This is a genomic window from Vreelandella aquamarina (assembly GCF_900110265.1).
Taxonomy (GTDB): domain Bacteria; phylum Pseudomonadota; class Gammaproteobacteria; order Pseudomonadales; family Halomonadaceae; genus Vreelandella; species Vreelandella aquamarina.
The window spans coordinates 1-18,841 of record NZ_FODB01000065.1 but is presented as its reverse complement, the minus strand read 5'-3'; the positions used below and the strand labels follow the sequence as shown (position 1 = coordinate 18,841).

At 62.6% G+C, this 18,841-nt stretch carries 19 protein-coding genes and 1 riboswitch; of the genes, 16 read left to right on the top strand and 3 right to left on the bottom strand.

What is annotated here, in order from left to right:
- Nucleotides 1-325: 325 nt before the first annotated feature.
- Together BMY49_RS15000 and BMY49_RS14995 are read right to left on the bottom strand one after the other, a co-directional pair.
- Nucleotides 326-2,143: an efflux RND transporter permease subunit gene (locus BMY49_RS15000; RefSeq protein WP_244154984.1), complete on the bottom strand. Its 1,818-nt coding sequence runs from the start codon at nt 2,141-2,143 to the stop codon at nt 326-328.
- An 8-nt stretch (nt 2,144-2,151) separates the two neighbouring features.
- Nucleotides 2,152-3,228, bottom strand: coding sequence for an efflux RND transporter periplasmic adaptor subunit (locus BMY49_RS14995; RefSeq protein WP_089675941.1), 1,077 nt, complete (start codon nt 3,226-3,228; stop codon nt 2,152-2,154).
- A gap of 157 nt (nt 3,229-3,385) precedes the next feature.
- On the opposite strand from BMY49_RS14995, the gene BMY49_RS14990 reads away from it, so the two are divergent.
- The 15 genes from BMY49_RS14990 (at nt 3,386) to cobO (ending at nt 17,895) form a co-directional block, all read left to right on the top strand.
- A complete protein-coding gene (locus BMY49_RS14990; protein WP_058578354.1) occupies nt 3,386-4,885 on the top strand; it encodes an efflux transporter outer membrane subunit in 1,500 nt (499 codons plus the stop codon).
- A 109-nt stretch (nt 4,886-4,994) separates the two neighbouring features.
- Complete coding sequence (gene cobT, locus BMY49_RS14985; protein ID WP_044629361.1) at nt 4,995-6,086, top strand: nicotinate-nucleotide--dimethylbenzimidazole phosphoribosyltransferase; 1,092 nt, start codon at nt 4,995-4,997, stop codon at nt 6,084-6,086.
- Complete coding sequence (cbiB, locus tag BMY49_RS14980; protein WP_044629360.1) at nt 6,083-7,090, top strand: adenosylcobinamide-phosphate synthase CbiB; 1,008 nt, start codon at nt 6,083-6,085, stop codon at nt 7,088-7,090. The genes cobT and cbiB overlap by 4 nt, the downstream gene beginning before the upstream one ends.
- Complete coding sequence (gene cobD, locus BMY49_RS14975) at nt 7,090-8,202, top strand: threonine-phosphate decarboxylase CobD (protein WP_089675940.1); 1,113 nt, start codon at nt 7,090-7,092, stop codon at nt 8,200-8,202. The genes cbiB and cobD overlap by 1 nt, the downstream gene beginning before the upstream one ends.
- Nucleotides 8,186-8,734: a bifunctional adenosylcobinamide kinase/adenosylcobinamide-phosphate guanylyltransferase gene (locus BMY49_RS14970; protein ID WP_058578358.1), complete on the top strand. Its 549-nt coding sequence runs from the start codon at nt 8,186-8,188 to the stop codon at nt 8,732-8,734. The genes cobD and BMY49_RS14970 overlap by 17 nt, the downstream gene beginning before the upstream one ends.
- A complete protein-coding gene (gene cobS / locus BMY49_RS14965; protein ID WP_058578359.1) occupies nt 8,731-9,507 on the top strand; it encodes an adenosylcobinamide-GDP ribazoletransferase in 777 nt (258 codons plus the stop codon). Before BMY49_RS14970 ends, cobS begins: the two co-directional genes overlap by 4 nt.
- The gene (locus BMY49_RS14960; protein ID WP_228168887.1) at nt 9,462-10,097 is read left to right on the top strand and encodes a histidine phosphatase family protein; all 636 of its coding nucleotides are present in this window, start codon (nt 9,462-9,464) and stop codon (nt 10,095-10,097) included. Before cobS ends, BMY49_RS14960 begins: the two co-directional genes overlap by 46 nt.
- Entirely contained in the window at nt 10,049-10,480 is a 432-nt protein-coding gene (locus tag BMY49_RS14955) for a bifunctional adenosylcobinamide kinase/adenosylcobinamide-phosphate guanylyltransferase (RefSeq protein ID WP_058578360.1), read from the top strand. Before BMY49_RS14960 ends, BMY49_RS14955 begins: the two co-directional genes overlap by 49 nt.
- 32 nt (nt 10,481-10,512) lie before the next feature.
- Nucleotides 10,513-10,747, top strand: a riboswitch (cobalamin riboswitch).
- 141 nt (nt 10,748-10,888) lie between these two features.
- The gene (locus BMY49_RS14950; RefSeq protein ID WP_089675939.1) at nt 10,889-12,709 is read left to right on the top strand and encodes a TonB-dependent receptor domain-containing protein; all 1,821 of its coding nucleotides are present in this window, start codon (nt 10,889-10,891) and stop codon (nt 12,707-12,709) included.
- 13 nt (nt 12,710-12,722) lie between these two features.
- Complete coding sequence (locus tag BMY49_RS14945) at nt 12,723-13,613, top strand: cobalamin-binding protein (protein ID WP_054641778.1); 891 nt, start codon at nt 12,723-12,725, stop codon at nt 13,611-13,613.
- Complete coding sequence (locus BMY49_RS14940) at nt 13,613-14,584, top strand: FecCD family ABC transporter permease (protein WP_089675938.1); 972 nt, start codon at nt 13,613-13,615, stop codon at nt 14,582-14,584. Before BMY49_RS14945 ends, BMY49_RS14940 begins: the two co-directional genes overlap by 1 nt.
- Nucleotides 14,584-15,372 (top strand): ABC transporter ATP-binding protein, encoded by a 789-nt coding sequence (locus tag BMY49_RS14935; protein ID WP_062360323.1) that lies wholly within the window; start codon nt 14,584-14,586, stop codon nt 15,370-15,372. Before BMY49_RS14940 ends, BMY49_RS14935 begins: the two co-directional genes overlap by 1 nt.
- A gap of 14 nt (nt 15,373-15,386) precedes the next feature.
- A complete protein-coding gene (locus tag BMY49_RS14930; protein WP_089675937.1) occupies nt 15,387-16,697 on the top strand; it encodes a cobyrinate a,c-diamide synthase in 1,311 nt (436 codons plus the stop codon).
- A 111-nt stretch (nt 16,698-16,808) separates the two neighbouring features.
- Complete coding sequence (locus BMY49_RS14925; protein WP_044629351.1) at nt 16,809-17,249, top strand: YtoQ family protein; 441 nt, start codon at nt 16,809-16,811, stop codon at nt 17,247-17,249.
- A gap of 34 nt (nt 17,250-17,283) precedes the next feature.
- A complete protein-coding gene (cobO, locus tag BMY49_RS14920) occupies nt 17,284-17,895 on the top strand; it encodes a cob(I)yrinic acid a,c-diamide adenosyltransferase (RefSeq protein WP_089675936.1) in 612 nt (203 codons plus the stop codon).
- Between the two features lie 251 nt (nt 17,896-18,146).
- On the opposite strand, the gene BMY49_RS17480 is transcribed toward cobO, so the two are convergent.
- Nucleotides 18,147-18,317 (bottom strand): hypothetical protein, encoded by a 171-nt coding sequence (locus BMY49_RS17480; protein ID WP_167359382.1) that lies wholly within the window; start codon nt 18,315-18,317, stop codon nt 18,147-18,149.
- Nucleotides 18,318-18,582: 265 nt separating this feature from the next.
- Here BMY49_RS17480 and BMY49_RS14915 point away from each other — a divergent pair.
- A partial coding sequence (locus BMY49_RS14915; RefSeq protein WP_143058141.1) for a GNAT family N-acetyltransferase occupies nt 18,583-18,841 on the top strand: 259 nt, incomplete at its 3' end.

The window sequence follows — 18,841 nt, the reverse complement described above, 5'->3', positions numbered from 1 at the left end:
CGGCAGATCATCCTCGACTTCGGGCAGGATATCGGGCGCATGACGGTGCTCAAGACGCTGCGGAGCCGACTGCGTTATCCACGAGGAACGCCATGCTGACCGTCAATCGGCGACACTCTATCCACAAGCAGTTCCAAGCGACACGCGATCGCCAGATATGTCGTGCCTGGCGGGTGGAAAGGCATGACAAAACGGGCCGTCAGCACCGATCAGCACGGTGGGTTTTGGCAATAACGGGCTTGCGAAAGCCAACTTGCACGGGGCGAATGATCAAAAAGTGCTCGCTGGCGGTGATAGGGAAAGTGTCGGCGCCGGCTTCACGGATTCAGGTATACGCCTCGATATCGGCGGCGTAATCGGCGGTCGAGCGAATGTCGGTGCCTTGGGGTAGCTCCATATTGACGAAGAACAGCGGCGTGTTGGAGTCCGGAAAGAACGACTGGGGAATCAGGCTGAAGGCCCACAGGCACACGGCGGTGATCAGCACCAGCGCGCTGACGGTGACGATGCGCATGCCCAGCGCCAGCAGCAGCACCCGGCGATAGGCGCGATAGAGCAGGCCGCCGTACAGCTCGCGCTTGCTGGGCTCGTCGTCGTTCTCGTTTTCGTCCTGGTGCTCGTCTGCTTGCTGCTCGTCAGCGGGCTGATCCTCGTCGTCGCCTTTCTGGCGCAGCAGGTAGTAGCCAAACAGCGGGGTGACGGTGATCGCCAGCAGCCAGCTCAGCATCAGGGACACCAGAATGACCATGAACAGCGAGTAGAGAAATTCGCCGGTGACATCGTCCGACAGGCCAATACCGGCAAAGGCCATGATGCCGATCACCGTGGCGCCCAGTAGCGGCAGCTGGGCACGCTTGGCGGCGCTGCCTGCAGCCTCCTTGGCGCGCTGGCCGCGCTTGATGTTGGTGACCATGCCTTCGGCGACCACGATGGCGTTATCCACCAGCATGCCCATGGCGATGATCAGCGCCCCCAGCGAGATACGCTCCATCTCGATGTTTAACAGCCCCATGAACAGCAGGGTGCCCAGCACGGTGAGCAGCAGGGTACTGCCGACCACCACGCCGATGCGCCAGCCCATGGCCAGGCACAGCACCCCGATCACGATGGCCACCGACATGGCCAGGTTGAGCAGGAAGTCGTTGATGGCATCGTTGACCACATGGTGCTGTTCGTAGAGAGGATGTAGCTCTACGCCCAGCGGCAGGCGGCTTTTCAGCTCTTCCATGCGGGCTTCGACGGCTTCGCCCACTCTGATGATGTTGTCGTTGGCGGCGCCCGCAATGCCGAGTGTGAAGGCATCCTCGCCGTTATAGCGAATCAGCTGGTTGGGCTGGTCGCTGGGCTCGCGGTAGACGGTGGCGATATCCATCAGCGACACCTGTTCGGTGGTGCCGGGGCGGCCGATGCGAATGGCTTCGATCAGCGCGGTGCTGTCGATGTCGCTACGCGCCACCAGCCGCACCTGGCGTTCCCCTACCCGCAGGCTGCCCGCGTTTTCCACGGCGTTTTCGGTCTGGATGGTGTTGATGACCTGATTGATGGGAATGCCCAGGGTGGTCAGGCGCTCGTTGGAGATGTCGATGTAGATGGTCTCTTCCCGCTCGCCTGCGGTGGTCACCCTGGCCACGCCGGGTACTGCCAGCAGCTCGCGCTGAAGAAACGTCGAAATGTCGCGGATCTCCCGCGTGGTGAGTCCATCGGCCGTGACCGCATAGAAAAGGCCGTACACTTCACCGAAATCGTCGTTGACCTGGGAGCCCAGCACCCCCTCGGGCAGGTCGCCCTGGGCATCGTTGATCTTGTTGCGCAGCTCATCCCAGATTTGCGGCAGTTCGTGGCTGCGGTAGCTGGAGTGGACTTCCACCTGGATTTCCGAGCGCCCAGGTAGCGACTTCGACTTGATGACGTCGATCTGCTCCATCTCCTGGATGGCGCGCTCCAGACGTTCGGTGACCTCCTCTTCCACTTCCACGGCGGTGGCGCCGGGGTAGGGCGTATTGATGATGGCGTTGGGGATGGTGAAGGCGGGGTCTTCGAGTTTGCCCACCGTATTGAATCCCCAGATACCGCCCAACAGGCAGATCACCACGATCAGCCAGGTATTGAGAGGCCGTTCGATGGACAGCTTGGCGATGTTCATGGCGGCTCCTAGAGGGCGTTATCCAGCGGTTTGACGCGCATGCCGTCGCGCAGCAGGTGTACCCCGGCCGCCGCAATCGACTCGCCAGGCTGAACGCCTGCCACCAGCATCACGGCGTCGTCGCTCAGCTCACTCACGGTGACCTCCCGGGGCGATACCGTGCCCTCGTCGGGGTCGTAGACCCACACGCGAAAATCACCGCTCTCGGTGGTGTCCAGGGCGCTGGCTGGAATCATCATCACCCCGGACACCAGCCGCTCGGCGGGTTCGATGAACACGCTGGCCGTGGTGCCGGGCAGCGCCACCAGGTGCTCGCCTTGGGCGGGCGCGAACTCCACCTGATAGGTCTGGGCGACCTCGTCGGGCTCGGTGATGTGTTCGCGGTACTCCAGCGCAATGCGCTCGCCGGGCAGCGTGGCGATCTCGGCTTCGGCGTTGAAACCGTGTTCGCCATCGAGATGCTGCATCAGCGCTTCGGGCACGTTGATGCGAATGCGCAGCTCCGAGATGTCCTGAATACGGACGACTTCGGCATTGGGCGGCAGCGTGGTGTGGTTTTCCACCAGGCGGCGGGCAATCAGCGCATCAAAGGGCGCGTACAATGAGGTGTAGGCCAGCTCCTGGCGGGCGCTCTCCATCTGGGTAGCGGCCAGCTCGGCATCAGTGCGGGCCGCTTCCAGCACCGAGGCGGAGACGGCGTTATGGCGATACAGATTTTCCTGCCGCTGCAGATGCTGGCGGGCCTGGGACAATTCCGCTTCCGCGGCGCGCACCTGCAAGGCGTAATCGGTTTGATCGAGCTGGGCGATCAGCTCGCCTTTGGCCAGCGTGGTGCCCTGTACGGCCGGAAAGGTGGTCAGGCGGCCGCCCACCTGAAAGGCCAGGTTGACGGTGCTCACGGCATCGACGCGACCCACAAAACGACGGCCCGAAAAGGCCTGCTGCTGGCCGGTCTCAAACAGTTTGACCACCTGAGCCGGAGGCTCGGGGGGCTCTTCGGCGTCTCTGCAACCTGCCAATAACGTCACGCATGCCAGCAACCCGGCCAGAGTGGGTAGCCACTTCCCCTTGCGGATGAACCTCATTCAATGCCTCCCTGCAAGTCAATGGGGGATCACGGTGGTGTGATGTATCCCCTGTTTCGTTAGTCTCCTATAATAGGTACTCTTAGCCACTTCGAACAGGTGTTTGGTTAAACGCCGCCCTAAATCGGTATTCACCCGAACTGCAAGGATGATCAGCGTGCACAGGAATCGCCCGTGGAGCCCCCGCCTCAAACCGTTCACCACTGCCTCGGCGCTGGCCTTGCTGCTGGCAGGCTGTGCGGTCGGCCCGGAGTATCAAACGCCCGACATTGAGCTGCCGGAGAGTTGGCCTGCCCATATCACTCTGGAGCAGCAGGCCCGTGACGACTGGCACCGTTGGTGGCAGCGCTTCGAAGACCCGGCGCTGAACCGGCTGGTCGAGCGCGCCAGCGAAGACAATCTCGAACTGGCGATTCAGTTGGCGCGCATTCGCGAGGCCCGGGCCCAGCTGGGGTTTGCCGATGCCGAGCGCTTTCCCACCGTGGGCTATCAGGCCGAAGCCAACCGTGAGCGCACCCCGGGGGCGGCGCTGCCCATCGATGTTCAGCCCGTGCAGGAGCTGCTGCCCATCGATGTTCAGTCCGTGCAGGAGCTGCTGACCTCCACCAACAACCAGTACTCCCTGGCCGCTAGCCTGGAGTATGAAATCGACCTGTGGGGGCGGCTGGCCAACCAGCGCGCTGCGGCCATGGCCGCCCTGCAGGAGAGCCTGTTTGCCAGAGACGCCGCCGAGCTGGGCGTGATCGGTGACGTGGTCACCACCTACGTCAGCCTGAAAAGTGCCGAAGCCCAGCAAGCGCTGATGGAGGAGACCCTGGCCGCGTACCAGGAGACCTATCGCCTTCAGGCGCTGCGCTTCGAGCATGGCGACATCAGCGAACTGGAACTGCGCCAGGCCGAAGCCGAGTGGCGCAACCTGCAGGCAGAGCTGCCGTCGCTCAAGCAGCAGGTGGAAACCCTGCGCGGGGCCCTGGGCACGCTGGTGGGCATGTCCCCTGATGAGCTGCTGACTACCCTGGACACCGGCACGTCGCGGCTGGATGACCTGGCCCAGCCGGTGGGCATACCTGCCGTGATGCCGTCGGCGATGCTCCAGCGCAGGCCCGACATTCGCTCGGCAGAAGCGGCGCTGATCGCGGCCACCGCCCAGATCGGCGTGGCCGAGGCCAACCGCCTGCCGTCGCTCAATCTCAGCTCCTTTTTGGGCACTGCGGCCGCCAGCACCAGTGATCTGTTCAGCGATGTGGCCCGCACCTGGGGCGTCGGGGCCTCGGTGATGGGGCCGCTGTTCGACTTCGGTCGTAGCCAGTCCGGGGTGGAAAGCGCCGAAGCGCTGGCCGAACAGGCCGAAGCGCAGTATCGCCTGACCGTGCTGACCGCTTTCAACGAAGTGCGCGATGCACTCTACAGCTACGACTTCAGCGAGCGACGGCTGGCCGCCATCGACGAACAGCTGGAGGCCGTTGCCCGTACCCGGGAGCTGGCCGTGCTGATGTACGACCAGGGGCAGGTGAGCCAGCTGGAGCGCCTGGACGCCGAACGCAACCTGCTCTCGGCCCGTTTGGCCCAGGCCGGTGCGCGCCGTGAACAGCTGGCGGCCACGGCCACGCTGTTCAAGGCGCTGGGGGGTGGCTGGCAGGAAACCCCCGTTTACTGATTGCCGGTACGGTAACCACAGCCCGGGCGGCTCCGCTGGCCGCCCGCATCTGTTACCATGCTGCGCTTGCGATCACTTCATCTCTGGTTTTGCTGCCACTGGAGCTGCCATGCCTCCCTGCGCGTCCTCTGCTGCCGCTTCTGACTCCCTTGCCGCTTACCCCTGGCTGCCTGATATCGGCCCCGTCGATGCCGCCGCCGCTGAGCGCACTCGTGCCTACCTCGATACCTTGACCAAGCCGCCCGGCAGCCTGGGCAGGCTCGAAGCGCTGGCGATTCAGCTCAGCGCCATCACGGGCAGCGCCCGCCCTCGGGTGGATAGCCCTGCCGTGGTGGTGTTTGCCGCCGACCATGGCGTGGCCGCTGAAGGCGTGTCGGCGTTTCCACAGGAGGTGACCGCGCAGATGGTCGCCAACTTCGTTCAGCAGGGCGCGGCCATCAACGTGTTTGCCCGCCAGCTGGGAGCTCGGGTGGACGTGGTGGATGTCGGTGTGGCGTCGCCGCGACCGCTGCCGGGAGCCACCGATGCCCGCGTGCGTTCGGGCACGGCCAACATGCTGCACCACGACGCCATGCCGCTGGACGACGCGCGCCAGGCCATGCAGGCCGGCATGGCAGCGGTCGAGCGGGCCGTACAGGCGGGGGCCAATGGGCTCATCGTGGGCGAAATGGGTATCGCCAACACCACCGCCAGCAGCGCCATGCTGGCGGCCTTGCTAGGGGTGCCTGCCGCCCAGATGGTGGGGGCGGGCACCGGTATCGACAGCACCCAGCAGGCCCACAAGGCGGCGGTTATCGAGCGGGCGCTGGCCAATCGCCAGGCGAATCCTGACGACCCGCTGGAGGTGTTGTGCAAGCTGGGCGGCCTGGAAATTGCCGCCATGGCGGGTGCGTACCTGGCGGCGGCGGCCCACCGCGTGCCTGCGGTGGTGGATGGCTTCATTGCCACGGTGGCGGCCCTGACCGCCTGCCGCATGGCCCCGGCACTGTGCGACTACCTGGTGTTTGGCCACCGTTCGGCGGAGCCGGGCCACGTCCTGGCGCTGGAAGCCCTGGCGGCGCAGCCGCTGCTGGCCCTGGAAATGCGCCTGGGCGAGGGCAGTGGGGCGGCGCTGGCTTACCCGCTGCTACAGGCTGCCGCCGCTATGCTCAGTGACATGGCCACGTTCTCCCAGGCGGGGGTGAGTGGCAAGGCACCATGAGCCTCGACTTGCTGAGCCTGCCCGCTCTGGCCGGATGGGGCGCGCTGGCCATCGTCATCGATTTGATCGTGGGGGACCCGCGCGCGCTGCCCCACCCGGTGGTGATCATCGGCAAGGCGATTAGCGCCCTGGAGCACCGCTGGAACAAAGGCAGCCCCCAGCGGCGGCGCCTGTTGGGCGGGTGCCTTACCCTGGTGGTGGTGCTGGGCACCTTGTCGGTGGCCTGGCTGGGGCTTGCGCTGTTGTCGTGGGTGCACCCCTGGCTGGGGCTGGCCGCCGAGCTGTGGCTGCTGGCCACCACGCTGGCCATCAAGGGGCTGGCGGATGCCGGGCGGGCCATTGCCGCCCCGTTGCGGCAGGGCGATTTGCCCGGCGCGCGGCAGGCGCTGTCCAGAGTGGTGGGGCGTGATACCCAGGCTCTGGATGAAGCCGAGATTACCCGGGGCGCGGTGGAAACCGTGGCGGAAAACACCGTCGATGGCATTACCTCGCCGCTGCTGTTTGCGCTGCTGGGGGGCGCGCCGCTGGCGCTGGCCTACAAGGCCATCAATACGCTGGACTCCATGGTGGGCTACCGGAACGAGCGCTACGGCGACTTCGGCTACGCCTCGGCCAGGCTGGACGACCTTGCCAACTGGCTGCCTGCCCGGCTGACCGCCCTGTGCCTGTGGCTGGCGGGCGTGCTGTATGGGGTGTTTCACCGCTCACCTCTGCGCTGGCGGGGCGCCCTGGCGGCCACCTGGCGCGAAGCGCCCCGCCATCCAAGCCCCAACGCGGGTTGGCCCGAGGCGATGGTGGCGAATTTGCTGGGCGTCCAGTTGGGCGGCACCAACGTCTACCAGGGGCAAGTATCACACCGGGCCACGCTGGGCACCGCCCATGATTTACTGAAAGCCAGCCACATCACTACCACGATTTGGCTGATGCACGGGGCCTGGCTGCTGTTCTTCCTGCTGCTGCTCTTCCTGCAGCTGTGCCTCGTGATGGCTACGGGGGCCGGGTGATGCGCGACCAGCCCGGCAACCTGCCTCTCCATCATTGGCCAAGCCACGGTGGCCAGGCCGCCGCGCTGCTGCAGCGCTTTGGCCTGCCTGCCGACCACCCGCTGGAAGATATCAGCGCCAACCTGAACCCGCTGGGCCCGCCCGGCTGGGTAACCGGCTACCTGGCCCAGCGCCTGGCTGGGCTGGGCCGCTACCCCGAACCGGACTACCGCGCCGCCAGGCAGGCGATTGCCGAACACGCAGGCGTGGAGCCGGGGCAGGTACTGCTCACCAACGGCGGTGCGGAAGCCATCTTTCTGGCGGCGGCGCACCACGCTGGCCAGCAGGCGCTGATCGTCACTCCTACCTTTGGCGAGTATGCCCGGGCCTGCAACGCCCACGGTGTGCGCATCAGCGAGCTTGGCCTGTTGCCGGGCACCTTCGACCCGCCCGCGGCCGCGTTGCTGCAGGCGGCAGCCAGCGCTGATGTTGTGTTCGTCTGCCGCCCCAACAACCCCACCGGCACGCTGCTGCCCGTGGCGCTTATCGAAGCGCTGCTGGACGCCTTGAAATCGGGGGCCTCGCTGGTGGTGGATGAAGCCTTTATCGATCTGGCGTTGGAGGCTGCACCGCTGACCCCGCTGCTCCAACGCTACCCGGCGTTGATCCTGCTGCGCTCCATGACCAAATTCTTTACCCTGCCGGGCCTGCGGCTGGGCTACGTGCTGGCCGATGAGCGGCGTATCGCTCAGCTTCAGGCGCAGCAACCGCCCTGGAGCGTCAATCATCTGGCTGCTGAACTGGTGCCGCCGCTGCTGGCGGATGAGGGCTTTGCCCGGCGTACCCACCAGTGGTTGGCCCGTGAGCAGCCACGCATGGGCGCTGCCCTGGCCGCGCTGGGGCTGGAGGTGGTGCCCAGCCACAGCTGCTTTCATCTGGTGCGGCCTGGGGCCGCCCAGCGGCAGCGGGGCATTTCCAGTATCGTGCTGCTTGAGCGCCTGCTTCACCAAGGTATGCTGGCGCGACATACCCATGGTTTTGCTGGCCTGAAGGGTGGTTGGCTAAGGCTGGCGCTACGTGATGGTGTGACCAATGATCGGTTGTCAAAGGTGCTGAATGATTGTCTTTGTTAGTGGAGGGGCTCGGTCGGGCAAGAGCCTGGTGGCGGAGCAGTGTGTTCAGCAGTACGCCGACGGCAAGACGTGTTACTACGTGGCCACCGCCGACATCTACGATAGCGAAATGGCCGAACGGGTAGGCCATCATCAGGCCCGCCGCGCCAACCACTGGGTCACCCTGGAAGCCCCGCTCAACATCGAACAGGCCGTGGCCCAGGTGCCCAACGGCCATGCCGCCCTGTTGGACTGCCTGACCCTCTGGGCCAGCCAGGTGATGTTCAATACTCAGGAGGACGCCGCACCGGTCAGCGAAACGGAAGCCTTTGCGCTGTTGGTGCGTGCGCTTCACGATGCCCGCCGCCGGGGGGTGACGCTGGTGGTGGTCTCCAACGATCTCAACGAAGCGCCCTTGCCTGCCTCGGCAGAGGTGTGGCGCTACGTGGAATTCCTGCAAAAGCTGCACCGCTGGCTGGCGGCCCAGGCCGACCAAGTGCTGGAGGTGGTGGCCGGGCAGTCCATCGAATGGAAGGCGGCTGGTGCACCATGAAAAACGCTCTGTACGGCATGCTGCTGGCGCTGCAGTTTCTGACGCGACTGCCGATCCCCGTTGCCTGCCCCTGGACACCGGCCACCCGGCGCTGGGCCATTCGCGCCTACCCGCTGGTGGGCCTGATGGTGGGGGCGCTGCTGGCCTGTGTCGCCCTGCTGTTGGGCCAGTGGCAAACCCCATCGCCCATCGCGGCGCTGGTACTGCTTAGCCTGTGGGTGGCCATTTCCGGTGGCCTGCACTTGGATGGCGTGATGGATCTGGCCGATGCGCTGGGTAGCAACCAGCCGCTGGAACGGCGCTGGGAGATCATGAAAGACCCACAAATCGGCAGCTTCGGTATGTTAGCGCTGCTGTTTTTGCTGGCCTGGAAGGGCGTGCTGCTCTGGGCGCTGCTGCAGTATCACGCGCCGCTGTGGTGGCTGATGGTGGTGCCCGCGTTGGGGCGTTGGGCGGGAGTCGCGCTACTTGTACTGACCCCATGCGCCCACTCACGCGGCCTGGCCTGGAGCTGGCAGCAGTCGCTCAGCTGCCGCGATGTTGGGCTAGCGCTGGTGCCGCTGCTACCGCTGGTGTTGGTATGGCCCGCGATGGCGCTATGGCTGGTCGCAGTCGCGTGTTGGTTAGCGCTGACGCGTGCGGCACTGCTGCGTCTATTTAACGGCATTAACGGCGATATGGTCGGTGCCACCATTGAAGGAGGAGAGCTTTGGCTACTGGTCTTAATGTGGAGTTGGTGGCAGTTCGTCACGGTATCACCGCCTGGAATTTAGAGCGCCGTTACCAGGGTCAGCGGGATATTCCGCTGCTGTTTCCCGATGCGGAGGAGGGGCTGCTAACGCTTCGGAAAGCCCTGATGGATGAACGCTTTGACGCGATTTATGCCAGTGACCTTGGCCGCTGCCAGCAAACGCTGGCGTGGTCACAAGCAGCAAAACCGGGTATACCCGTCTATGCCGAACCGCGCCTACGGGAGCTCGATTTTGGCGAGTACGAAGGCAAGGTTTACGATGAATTAAAAGAATTGCCGCACTATCGCGCCTGGATTGATAGCGCCGGAGAGCTGCAAATTCCCGGTGGAGAGTCTTCTGGCCAGCTGCGCGAACGTCTAGATGCTTGGCTCGACGATGTCGCGACACACACTCAGCAGTATGGCTATCAAAAAGTGTTAGTGGTGACCCACGGCGGTGTGATTCGTGAGCTACGCCGCCGTTTTGAAACCCTCGATTTTTGGGAGGGAATTGTGCATCAGGCCCAAGGACGGCGCTGGCAGCTCGCGTATCAGGCAGGTGAGGATGGAAAAGGAGAATGGCAATGCAACTATTCATCGGCGGTGCCAGTGCAGGTAAGCGCGACGCTGTAAAACAACGCTTCCCCAGTGCGGTATGGTGGCGCTTAGCCCCTGGCCAGCGCCTTCATGAGGTCGCCCACGTCATGCTACCGAATACGCCGCTGGTGCTCCACGGCTTGTTTGAGTGGCTCACCGCCGCGCAGGATTCTGACTTCAGCAGCGACGAGTGGCGAGCCCAGTGGCGGGAAGATTTACAGCGCCTAAACCAAACCGCCGCAGAGGATAACGTCACGCTGGTGATTATTGCCAACGAACTGGGTCGTGGCCTGGTGCCCATCGCCCGAGACCAGCGCCGCCTGCGCGATTTAAACGGCTGGTTCACCCAGGATGCCGCCGCCCACGCTGAGCAGGTATGGTACGTGCGCCACGGCCTATTACAGGCGCTGAAAGGCTAGACGGTAAATTGACCAACCTCTAACAAGTTGCTAGTTTACGCGCACTCTCAGGTGCTGGTGGCACTAACGCCATCAATTAAACGGGAAGTTGGTGAACGTTTTTTGTGAATCCAACGCTGCCCCCGCAACGGTGATCGAGATAAGAACGGCTAGAGACGCCACTGTGCTTACGCATGGGAAGGTGGTCGTTCGGAAAGGTATGGCGCTTACGTTAAGCCGCCCCTTTCGCTCGTCAGCCCGGAGACCGGCCTAAGAGTGACGGCTAAAAAAAGCCAAAGATTACCGGCATGCGGAGGGCATGTGCAGGGCGAATACCAGTGGCTTTCAGCCGCTGTTTTCCCTTGTGTGCCCCTGCCCGGCCACTAAAAACACGCTGTGCGGGTGAGCACAGTGAGCAAGGGACCTTTCATGAACCACCGTTTTCACACCACCGCCACACGGGCGGCATTTGCGATGGCAGCACTGCCGCTGGCCATCTCCTTTTCAGCCCAGGCCCAGTACGCCGAAGCGACCACGGAATTAGCGGCGCTTGATCCTGTCGTTGTCACCGCTGCATTAGCGCCCCGCACCGCCAATGAAAGCCTCTCATCCGTTAGCGTGCTGGATGAAGCTACTTTTCGCCGCCAAGACCCCACCAGCCTAACCGATCTTCTACGCGGCCAGCCGGGCGTTGATGTCACCAGCAACGGCAGTTTTGGTAAAAGCGGCAGCGTTTCTTTGCGTGGTGCGCCCGGCGATGCAAACGTGCTAATGATAGATGGCATTCGGCTGCGTTCAGCCACAGCGGGTAGTGCCGCTTTTCAGTATTTAGATCCTCGTATGTTTGACCGCGCGGAAATCGTGCGCGGCCCGCGGGGTAGTCTTTACGGCGCGGATGCCGTTGGCGGCGTGATACAGCTCTTTACCCCTGATGGTGACGAACAAGGCCCGCAACCCAATATTTCCATCGGCGGTGGTTCATTCAATACCCAGCGGGTAAGTGCCGGTATTTCTGGACGCGAAGGCGGCACGCGCTACAGTTTTGCCGGTAGCTATTTCAATACCGACGGCCAGCCCATTCGTCGCGGTGGCGAAGACAAAGGCTACGACAACACCTCGGCGCTGGCCCGTGTTGCACACACCTTCGAGAGTGGCGCTGAAGTGGGCGTGCTGGCGCTGCGCGCTCGCGGCCACAACGAATATGATGGCGGTGAGAATGACTTCGTTCAGCAGGTGGCGGGTATTTACGGTGAGCTACCGGTAACTACTACCTGGCGCAGTCGGTTAACGCTAAGCGAAGCCCGCGATGAGCTGGACACGATGGATAACTTCGGTGGGTCGGTGATTGATACCCGCACCCAAACCGCTCGCTGGCAAAACAACATCCAGCTCGGCGCCCATGAGGTAATCGCGGGCGCTGAAATTAGCGAAGACCGCGTTTCAAGCACCAATGAGTTTGAGGTCACCAGTCGCGATAACACCGCGGTATTTACGCAAGCGCTGCTCGACTTTTCGCCGTTTGCTATTCAGGCAAGCCTGCGTTACGACGACAACGAGGCCTATGGCGATGAAGTGACCGGCAGCTTGGCGCTGGGCTACGAACTGGATAACTACCATACGCTGCGCGCCAGTATAGGCACGGCGTTTAAAGCCCCGAGTTTTAATGACCTCTATTGGCCGAACTCTGGCAACCCTGATCTCAATCCGGAAAAATCTGAAACCGTTGAAGTGGGCGTTCGCGGCCAGTACAGCCAGTGGTTCTGGGACGTGGCCGTCTTCCAAAACGACTACGACGACCTGATTGCCTGGGCGCCGACGCCAAGCGGTTTGTGGGCGCCACAAAACGTCAATAATGCGCGTATTCGCGGTGCTGAGCTTTCAAGCGGCGTAGAAGTCAACGACTGGGTACTGCAAGCTGCCTATACCTACCTGGACCCGGAAGATCAGGAAACAGGCAATCGACTAGCCCGCCGTGCTAGCCAAAGTGTGCGGCTAGATGCTGACCGCGAGCTTGGCGATTGGTCATTGGGAGGGTCGTTAGTAGCACAAGGTTACCGCTATGATAATGCCTCTAATACTCAGCGATTGGGTGGCTATGGGTTGGTTAATCTACGTGCGGGATGGCAGTTTGCACCGCTTTGGACGGCCCGTGTTACGGTAGAAAATGCCTTTGATAAAGAGTATGAAACCTCGCGTGACTACATCAACGCAGGCCGAGCAGGGTTCTTAAGTGTTCACTTTGGCCAGTAGCCAACGTGGGTTAATGCGCGGGGCCTTGGGCCTCGCGTTTTTGCTCATAGCCATACCTGTCCAGGGCCACGACCACTCACGCTGCGTGGTGGATGATCGTGACCGCGAAGTATGCCTGCACAACGCTGCACGGCGTATTGCCACGCTCTCCCCAGGGGCAACGGAGCTGACCTACGCCGCAGGCGCAGGAGATCAGGTCGTGGCTGTGGTGAGTTACAGCGACTACCCGCCGCAAGCCCAAGAAGTGGCTTCGGTGGGCAGCCATACGCGGATTGATTTAGAGGCCCTGGTCGGGCTTGCCCCGGATTTAGTCATCGGCTGGGTAACAGGTAACCCCGCCGAGCAGATGGAAACCCTAGAAGCGCTGGGCATGCCGGTGTTCTACATCGAGCCGCGTAGCGTGGAAGACGTCGCCCACACCATTGAGCGACTGGCCCGTTTAGCGGGAACTGAACCAACTGGGCGGCAGGCGGCTAGCGAGTTTAGAGACGGCATGGCCGCGCTCACCGCCCGCTACAGGGAGCGCGACCCGGTACCCACGTTTTATCAGGTGTGGGACGAGCCGCTGATGAGCGTTAATAACGAACATCTGATTGGTCAGGTAGTAGAGCTTTGCGGCGGCGAGAACGTCTTTGGCGAGCTGGAACGGCTGGTGCCAAGACTGGATGACGAAGCCGTGCTGGCCGCCAACCCCGAGGCCATTATTGCTGGAGGAATGGGGGAGGAGAACCGCCACTGGCTCACCCACTGGGAACAGTACCCCAATTTAGCCGCCGTAACGGGCGATAACCTCTATTTTGTGCCACCTTCTTTAATTCAGCGGCCCACTCCGCGCCTGTTGGAAGGCGCACAAATTCTGTGTGAGAAACTTGAACAAACTCGCCAAAAGCGCGGGGCCTCTTGATGGTGGCGCGCCTGTGGCAACCCCTTGGTCTGTTGGCGTTGATCGCCGTGGCCGCCATGCTATTGTCTCTGGCGGTGGGTAGCGCGCAGCTTTCGGCAGCGCAGCTCTGGGCGGTGGTGCAGGGCCAGGGCGATGCGCTGGCGCGTACCATGGTGATCGAGCTTCGCCTGCCACGGGCGCTTTCCGCCTTTGCGGTGGGCGGGCTGCTGGCCGTGGCCGGGGCGCTGATGCAGGTGCTGCTGCGTAACCCGCTGGCCGACCCCTACGTGCTGGGGCTTTCCGGCGGCGCCTCGATGGGTGCCCTGGCGGCCATGTTGGCCGGGATGGGCGGTGTGCTTATTTCGGGTTCGGCATTTTTAGGCGCGCTGCTCTCTACGTTTTTAGTGTTTGGCCTAGCCCACGGCAGCGGCGGCTGGACGCCTGCCCGGCTGTTGCTGACGGGCGTGGTCGTGGCCGCGGGGTGGGGCGCAGTGATTACCCTGATGCTCGCGCTAAGCCCTGCCGAGCGGCTGCCGGGGATGCTCTACTGGCTGATGGGGGATTTATCCTACGCTCGCGCGCCGTGGCCGCCGCTGCTGCTATTAATCGCCACCTGTGTATTGCTGATACCCCTGGGGCGCAGCCTCAACGTACTGGCCCGTGGCCCCCAGCAGGCCGCCGCCCTGGGCGTGGATGTTCGCCCATTGGAGTGGGGAATTTACATTGCCGCCAGCCTCTTGACCGCCACCGCCGTGACCACCGCAGGCAGCATTGGGTTTGTGGGGCTAGTAGTGCCCCATATGCTGCGCCTGCTGCTCGGCAACGACCAGCGGCTGATTTTACCTGCCTGCGTCCTGGCAGGCGGCACGCTGCTGGTACTCGCCGATACCCTAGCGCGCACCATGATTGCCCCCGAGCAGCTCCCCGTAGGCGTGATTACCGCGCTGCTGGGTGTGCCCACCTTCCTCTTTTTGCTCTACCGGAGCCGCTGATGACCCGCTTGGCGACTCAAGACCTGATCATTAACGTGCCAGGGCGTAGCGAAGGCACGGCGCTGAACCTCACCATTGAACCGGGGCAGGTGTGGGGCGTGCTTGGCCCCAATGGCGCGGGTAAAACTACGCTGTTGCATACGCTGGCGGGGCTGAACGCCCCCCGTTCAGGGCAGGTGCTGATAGGCGACACGCCGCTAAGCCAGCTGCGCAGGCGGCAAGTGGCCCAACGCCTAGGGCTGGTGTTTCAAGAGCGGCTAGATGGCTTTCCCGCCACGGTGCTGGAGACCGCGCTGATAGGCCGCCACCCCTACCTTTCCCTGTGGCAGATGGAAGGGGCCGACGACTACGCCCGCGCCGAGGCCGCGCTGGCCGCGCTGGACGTGGCCCACCTGCGCGACCGCCTGGTGAACACGCTCTCCGGCGGCGAACGCCAGCGGGTGGCCGTGGCCACGGTACTGACCCAGGCCCCCAGCCTCTGGCTGGCCGACGAGCCCACCAACCATCTGGATCTGCACCATCAAAGTGCGGTGATGGCGCTGATGGCCGAACAGGCCGCCCAGGGCAGCGCGGTGATGATGTGCCTGCACGACCTCAACCTGGCCGCCCGCTGGTGCGACCACATTTTGCTGCTATACCCCAGCGGCGAAGCCTGCTGGGGCCCACGAGACACCATGCTGGTGCCCAGCGCCCTAGAGCGGCTCTACCAACAGCGGCTGGCTACGGTAGATGTGGATGGTGCGCCGGTGTTTGTGCCCATCCAGGCACCCCTTACCGACCATGAGTGATTTAAGGAAGAGACATGTTGCAAGGTAAAGCACACGCAGCGCTCATCAGCGCCCCCGGTTCGGGTCAGGGAAAATCCATGGTCACGGCGGCGCTGGCACGGCTGCACCGTAACGCCGGGCGCACCGTGCGGGTCTTCAAACACGGCCCCGATTACCTAGACCCCATGGTGCAAGAAGTCGCTTCCGGCCAGCCGGTGTATCAGCTTCACCCCTGGATGACCGGCGAGCACGAGTGCCGCTGGCGCTTAGCCAAAGCCGCCCAAGAAGTTGACGTGATTTTGGTGGAGGGCTCCATGGGGCTATTCGATGGCTCACCCTCCAGTGCGGACTTAGCCATCCTGGCGGGCATCCCCGCGCTGCCGGTGATTGATGCCTGGGGCATGGCGCAAACCTTTGGCGCGGTGGCACAAGGCCTGGCCAACTACCACCCGGATCTCACTATTCACGAAGTGATCGCCAACCGCATCGGCAGCCCCGGCCACAGCAAGCTGCTGAATGAGAGCATGCCGGAAGGCATTGCGCTGCTGGGCGCAATTCCCCGTCATGACGCGATGAAAATCCCCGACCGCCACTTGGGCCTGGTGCAAGCCAGCGAGCTGAGCGGCCTGGATGCCCAGCTAGACGCCGCCGCCAAGGTGTTAGAAGAAGCTGGGCTAGGTCGCCTGCCTAAAGAGGTATCGCTAAGTGCTGACGCCCCCACGCCTGCACCGGACTATTTGCGCGGCGTGCGTATCGCCATCGCCAAAGACGACGCCTTCGCATTTATCTACCGCGCCAATCTCGATGTATTAGAGGAGATGGGCGCGGCGCTGCACTTCTTCTCACCGCTCAACGATTCTACACTGCCAGAATGCGACGCCCTCTGGCTGCCCGGTGGCTACCCGGAACTTCACGCCGCCCGCTTTAGTGCTAATCAACCGATGCGAGAGGCGATCAGCGCCCACCACCGCGCAGGCAAACCGATACTCGCCGAGTGCGGCGGGCTAATGAGCTGCGTCGAGCAGCTGGTCGACGGTGAAGGCACAGGCCACACGATGATGGGGCTACTGCCCGGCACTGCCAAAATGGCCGGTAAGCTGACAGCACTTGGGCTGCAAAGCCTGCACACCCAAAGCGGCGAACTGCGCGGCCACACCTATCACCACTCGCTGCTGGACACCTCCATGCAGCCGCTGGCCCGCACCCGCAAGCTGGCAGGCAGCGAAGCCGAACCCATCTACCGTGAGGGCGCGCTGATCGCCAGCTATTTCCACGGCTACTTTCCCTCCGCGCCTAAATTGGTGGCGGATATTTTCACCGGCCAACCAATTCACCTAGCGGAGTAACGGGCAGGGGAGCGCGCAGCTATTAGCCCAAAAATATGGAAGGTTTTTCCATAAAGCAGCAGTGGGCTATCATAGAGCGGCGAGACACTCCCCAACCCTAAAGGAGCTACCATGAGCTTTTACGTCTACCTTTCCGGCGAGATTCACACTGACTGGCGCGAAGAGATCCAGCGCGGCGCAGAAGCCGCAGGCCTGGACGTGGTCTTCACCGCCCCGGTGACCGACCACGACGCCTCCGATGCCGCTGGCGACCACCTGGGCAAACCGGAGAACGGCTTCTGGCGTGACCACCAGTCCTCCAAAGTGAACGCCATTCGCACCCGCACCCTGATCGAACAAGCCGATCTGGTGGTGGTGCGCTTCGGCGACAAGTACAAGCAGTGGAACGCCGCCTTCGATGCAGGCTACTGCGCAGCCCTGGCCAAGCCCTACATCACGCTGCACAGCGAAGAGATCGTTCACCCGCTGAAAGAAGTCGACGCCCAAGCGCAAGCCTGGTGCACCACCACCGATCAGGTCGTGGAAACCCTGCGTTACGTGCTGAAAGCGTAGCTCGTAAAACGTAAAACACCCCAAGGAGCCCCCCATGCGCGAAAATGCCAAAACCCCGGAACGCCATGCCCAGCGCATGGCGGCCAAGCAAAAAATCATGAACGAGCGCATTGCCCGCGCCGATAAAGAGCAGGGCATCTTGCTGGTGCTCACCGGCCCCGGCAAAGGCAAAAGCAGCTCCGGTTTTGGCATGCTCGCCCGCGCCCTGGGCCACGGCATGAAGGTAGGCGTGGTGCAGTTCATCAAGGGCGCGTTCAGCACCGGCGAAGAAGCCTTCTTCCGCAACCTGCCCAACGTGGACTACCACGTCATGGGCGAAGGCTACACTTGGGACACTCAGGACCGCGCACGCGACGTCGCCGCCGCCAACGCCGCCTGGACACAAGCCAAGCGCATGCTGCAAGACGACAGCTACCACGTGGTACTGCTCGACGAACTCAACATCGCCCTACGCTACGAGTACCTCGACCTAGACCAAGTCCTCGACGACCTACAAGCCCGCCCCGAGATGCAGCACGCCATCGTCACCGGCCGCTACGCCCCCCAACAACTCATCGACCTCGCCGACACCGTCACCGAAATGAAAGTCGTCAAACACGCCTTCAAAGACCAAGGCATCAAAGCCCAAAAAGGGATAGAACTTTAAAGGAGAGGGGCGGTTAGTGAATGGTGAATGGTGAGGGGACGATAATCGAACCCTCATTGCCCTGTGCTATGGCTGATGGCGGTCTGAAGTTGTAGGAGGGAGCTTCAGCTCGCGACGATCAAGCCACAAAGCTCAGCATTCCCTGAAAACTAATTGGGCCACCCGTGGGAGGGAGCTTCAGCTCGCGATGATCAAGCCACAAAACTCAACATTCCTTCAAAACTAAATGTGGCCACCTGTGGGAGGGAGCTTTAGCTCGCGATGATAAAGCCACACAGCGCAATCCCCCGTAGCGCGGCGTAACGACTGAGCGAGAGCAACGAGCGAAGAAGGCGCCCGCAGCGGCGGCCCGGCGCGAAGGCGGCGCCAGCCGCCCATCCACCACGCCATAAGCAACCACCCACCTCAAGTTCAGCACTCACCACCCACCACCCTTTGACCGATCACAATTTCCCCAAAATTCTGCGTGACCTAAGCCAAATTTATGAATAGAGTATGATTGAGTCGTAAAAAGCAGCGGGCACGCGAATTTTGGTTATGCTGCCATGTGCTAGGCATAGACTATTAGAAACAGTGGTTTATGCTTGCTTGAGTGGCGATATAACATCAATGGTCATGCTGGCGCGTTCAAAAGTGTTATGTGGAAGGGCGTATAATCACTGTTATGCATAAATCAGGAAGCCGAACATGGAAGTAAAGGTTGAACTCAACGGCTCGATACGAGAGCAGGAAGTCATCGCTCTTTATCGCTCGAACCAGTGGTCATCTGCCGATAAGCCTGAGCAATTGATGTCTGCTTTGCGTGGTTCGCACACCTTGGTAACCGCTAGGGTTGGTGGCGAGCTCGTCGGCCTCGGTAACGCAATTTCAGACGGTAGTTTGGTGGTTTACTATCCTCACTTACTGGTGCATCCGGACCACCAGGGAAAAGGTGTTGGTCGGAAAA

Excerpts from the sequence above, each read along its gene's own strand:
- BMY49_RS15000 (WP_244154984.1), bottom strand. The coding sequence starts at position 2,143 with ATGAACATCGCCAAGCTGTCCATCGAACGGCCTCTCAATACCTGGCTG.
- BMY49_RS14945 (WP_054641778.1), top strand. The coding sequence starts at position 12,723 with ATGCGCGGGGCCTTGGGCCTCGCGTTTTTGCTCATAGCCATACCTGTC.
- BMY49_RS14950 (WP_089675939.1), top strand. The coding sequence starts at position 10,889 with ATGAACCACCGTTTTCACACCACCGCCACACGGGCGGCATTTGCGATG.
- BMY49_RS14970 (WP_058578358.1), top strand. The coding sequence starts at position 8,186 with ATGATTGTCTTTGTTAGTGGAGGGGCTCGGTCGGGCAAGAGCCTGGTG.
- cobS (WP_058578359.1), top strand. The coding sequence starts at position 8,731 with ATGAAAAACGCTCTGTACGGCATGCTGCTGGCGCTGCAGTTTCTGACG.
- BMY49_RS14930 (WP_089675937.1), top strand. The coding sequence starts at position 15,387 with ATGTTGCAAGGTAAAGCACACGCAGCGCTCATCAGCGCCCCCGGTTCG.
- BMY49_RS14955 (WP_058578360.1), top strand. The coding sequence starts at position 10,049 with ATGCAACTATTCATCGGCGGTGCCAGTGCAGGTAAGCGCGACGCTGTA.
- cobO (WP_089675936.1), top strand. The coding sequence starts at position 17,284 with ATGCGCGAAAATGCCAAAACCCCGGAACGCCATGCCCAGCGCATGGCG.
- cobD (WP_089675940.1), top strand. The coding sequence starts at position 7,090 with ATGCGCGACCAGCCCGGCAACCTGCCTCTCCATCATTGGCCAAGCCAC.
- BMY49_RS14935 (WP_062360323.1), top strand. The coding sequence starts at position 14,584 with ATGACCCGCTTGGCGACTCAAGACCTGATCATTAACGTGCCAGGGCGT.
- BMY49_RS14925 (WP_044629351.1), top strand. The coding sequence starts at position 16,809 with ATGAGCTTTTACGTCTACCTTTCCGGCGAGATTCACACTGACTGGCGC.
- cobT (WP_044629361.1), top strand. The coding sequence starts at position 4,995 with ATGCCTCCCTGCGCGTCCTCTGCTGCCGCTTCTGACTCCCTTGCCGCT.
- BMY49_RS14995 (WP_089675941.1), bottom strand. The coding sequence starts at position 3,228 with ATGAGGTTCATCCGCAAGGGGAAGTGGCTACCCACTCTGGCCGGGTTG.
- BMY49_RS14940 (WP_089675938.1), top strand. The coding sequence starts at position 13,613 with ATGGTGGCGCGCCTGTGGCAACCCCTTGGTCTGTTGGCGTTGATCGCC.
- cbiB (WP_044629360.1), top strand. The coding sequence starts at position 6,083 with ATGAGCCTCGACTTGCTGAGCCTGCCCGCTCTGGCCGGATGGGGCGCG.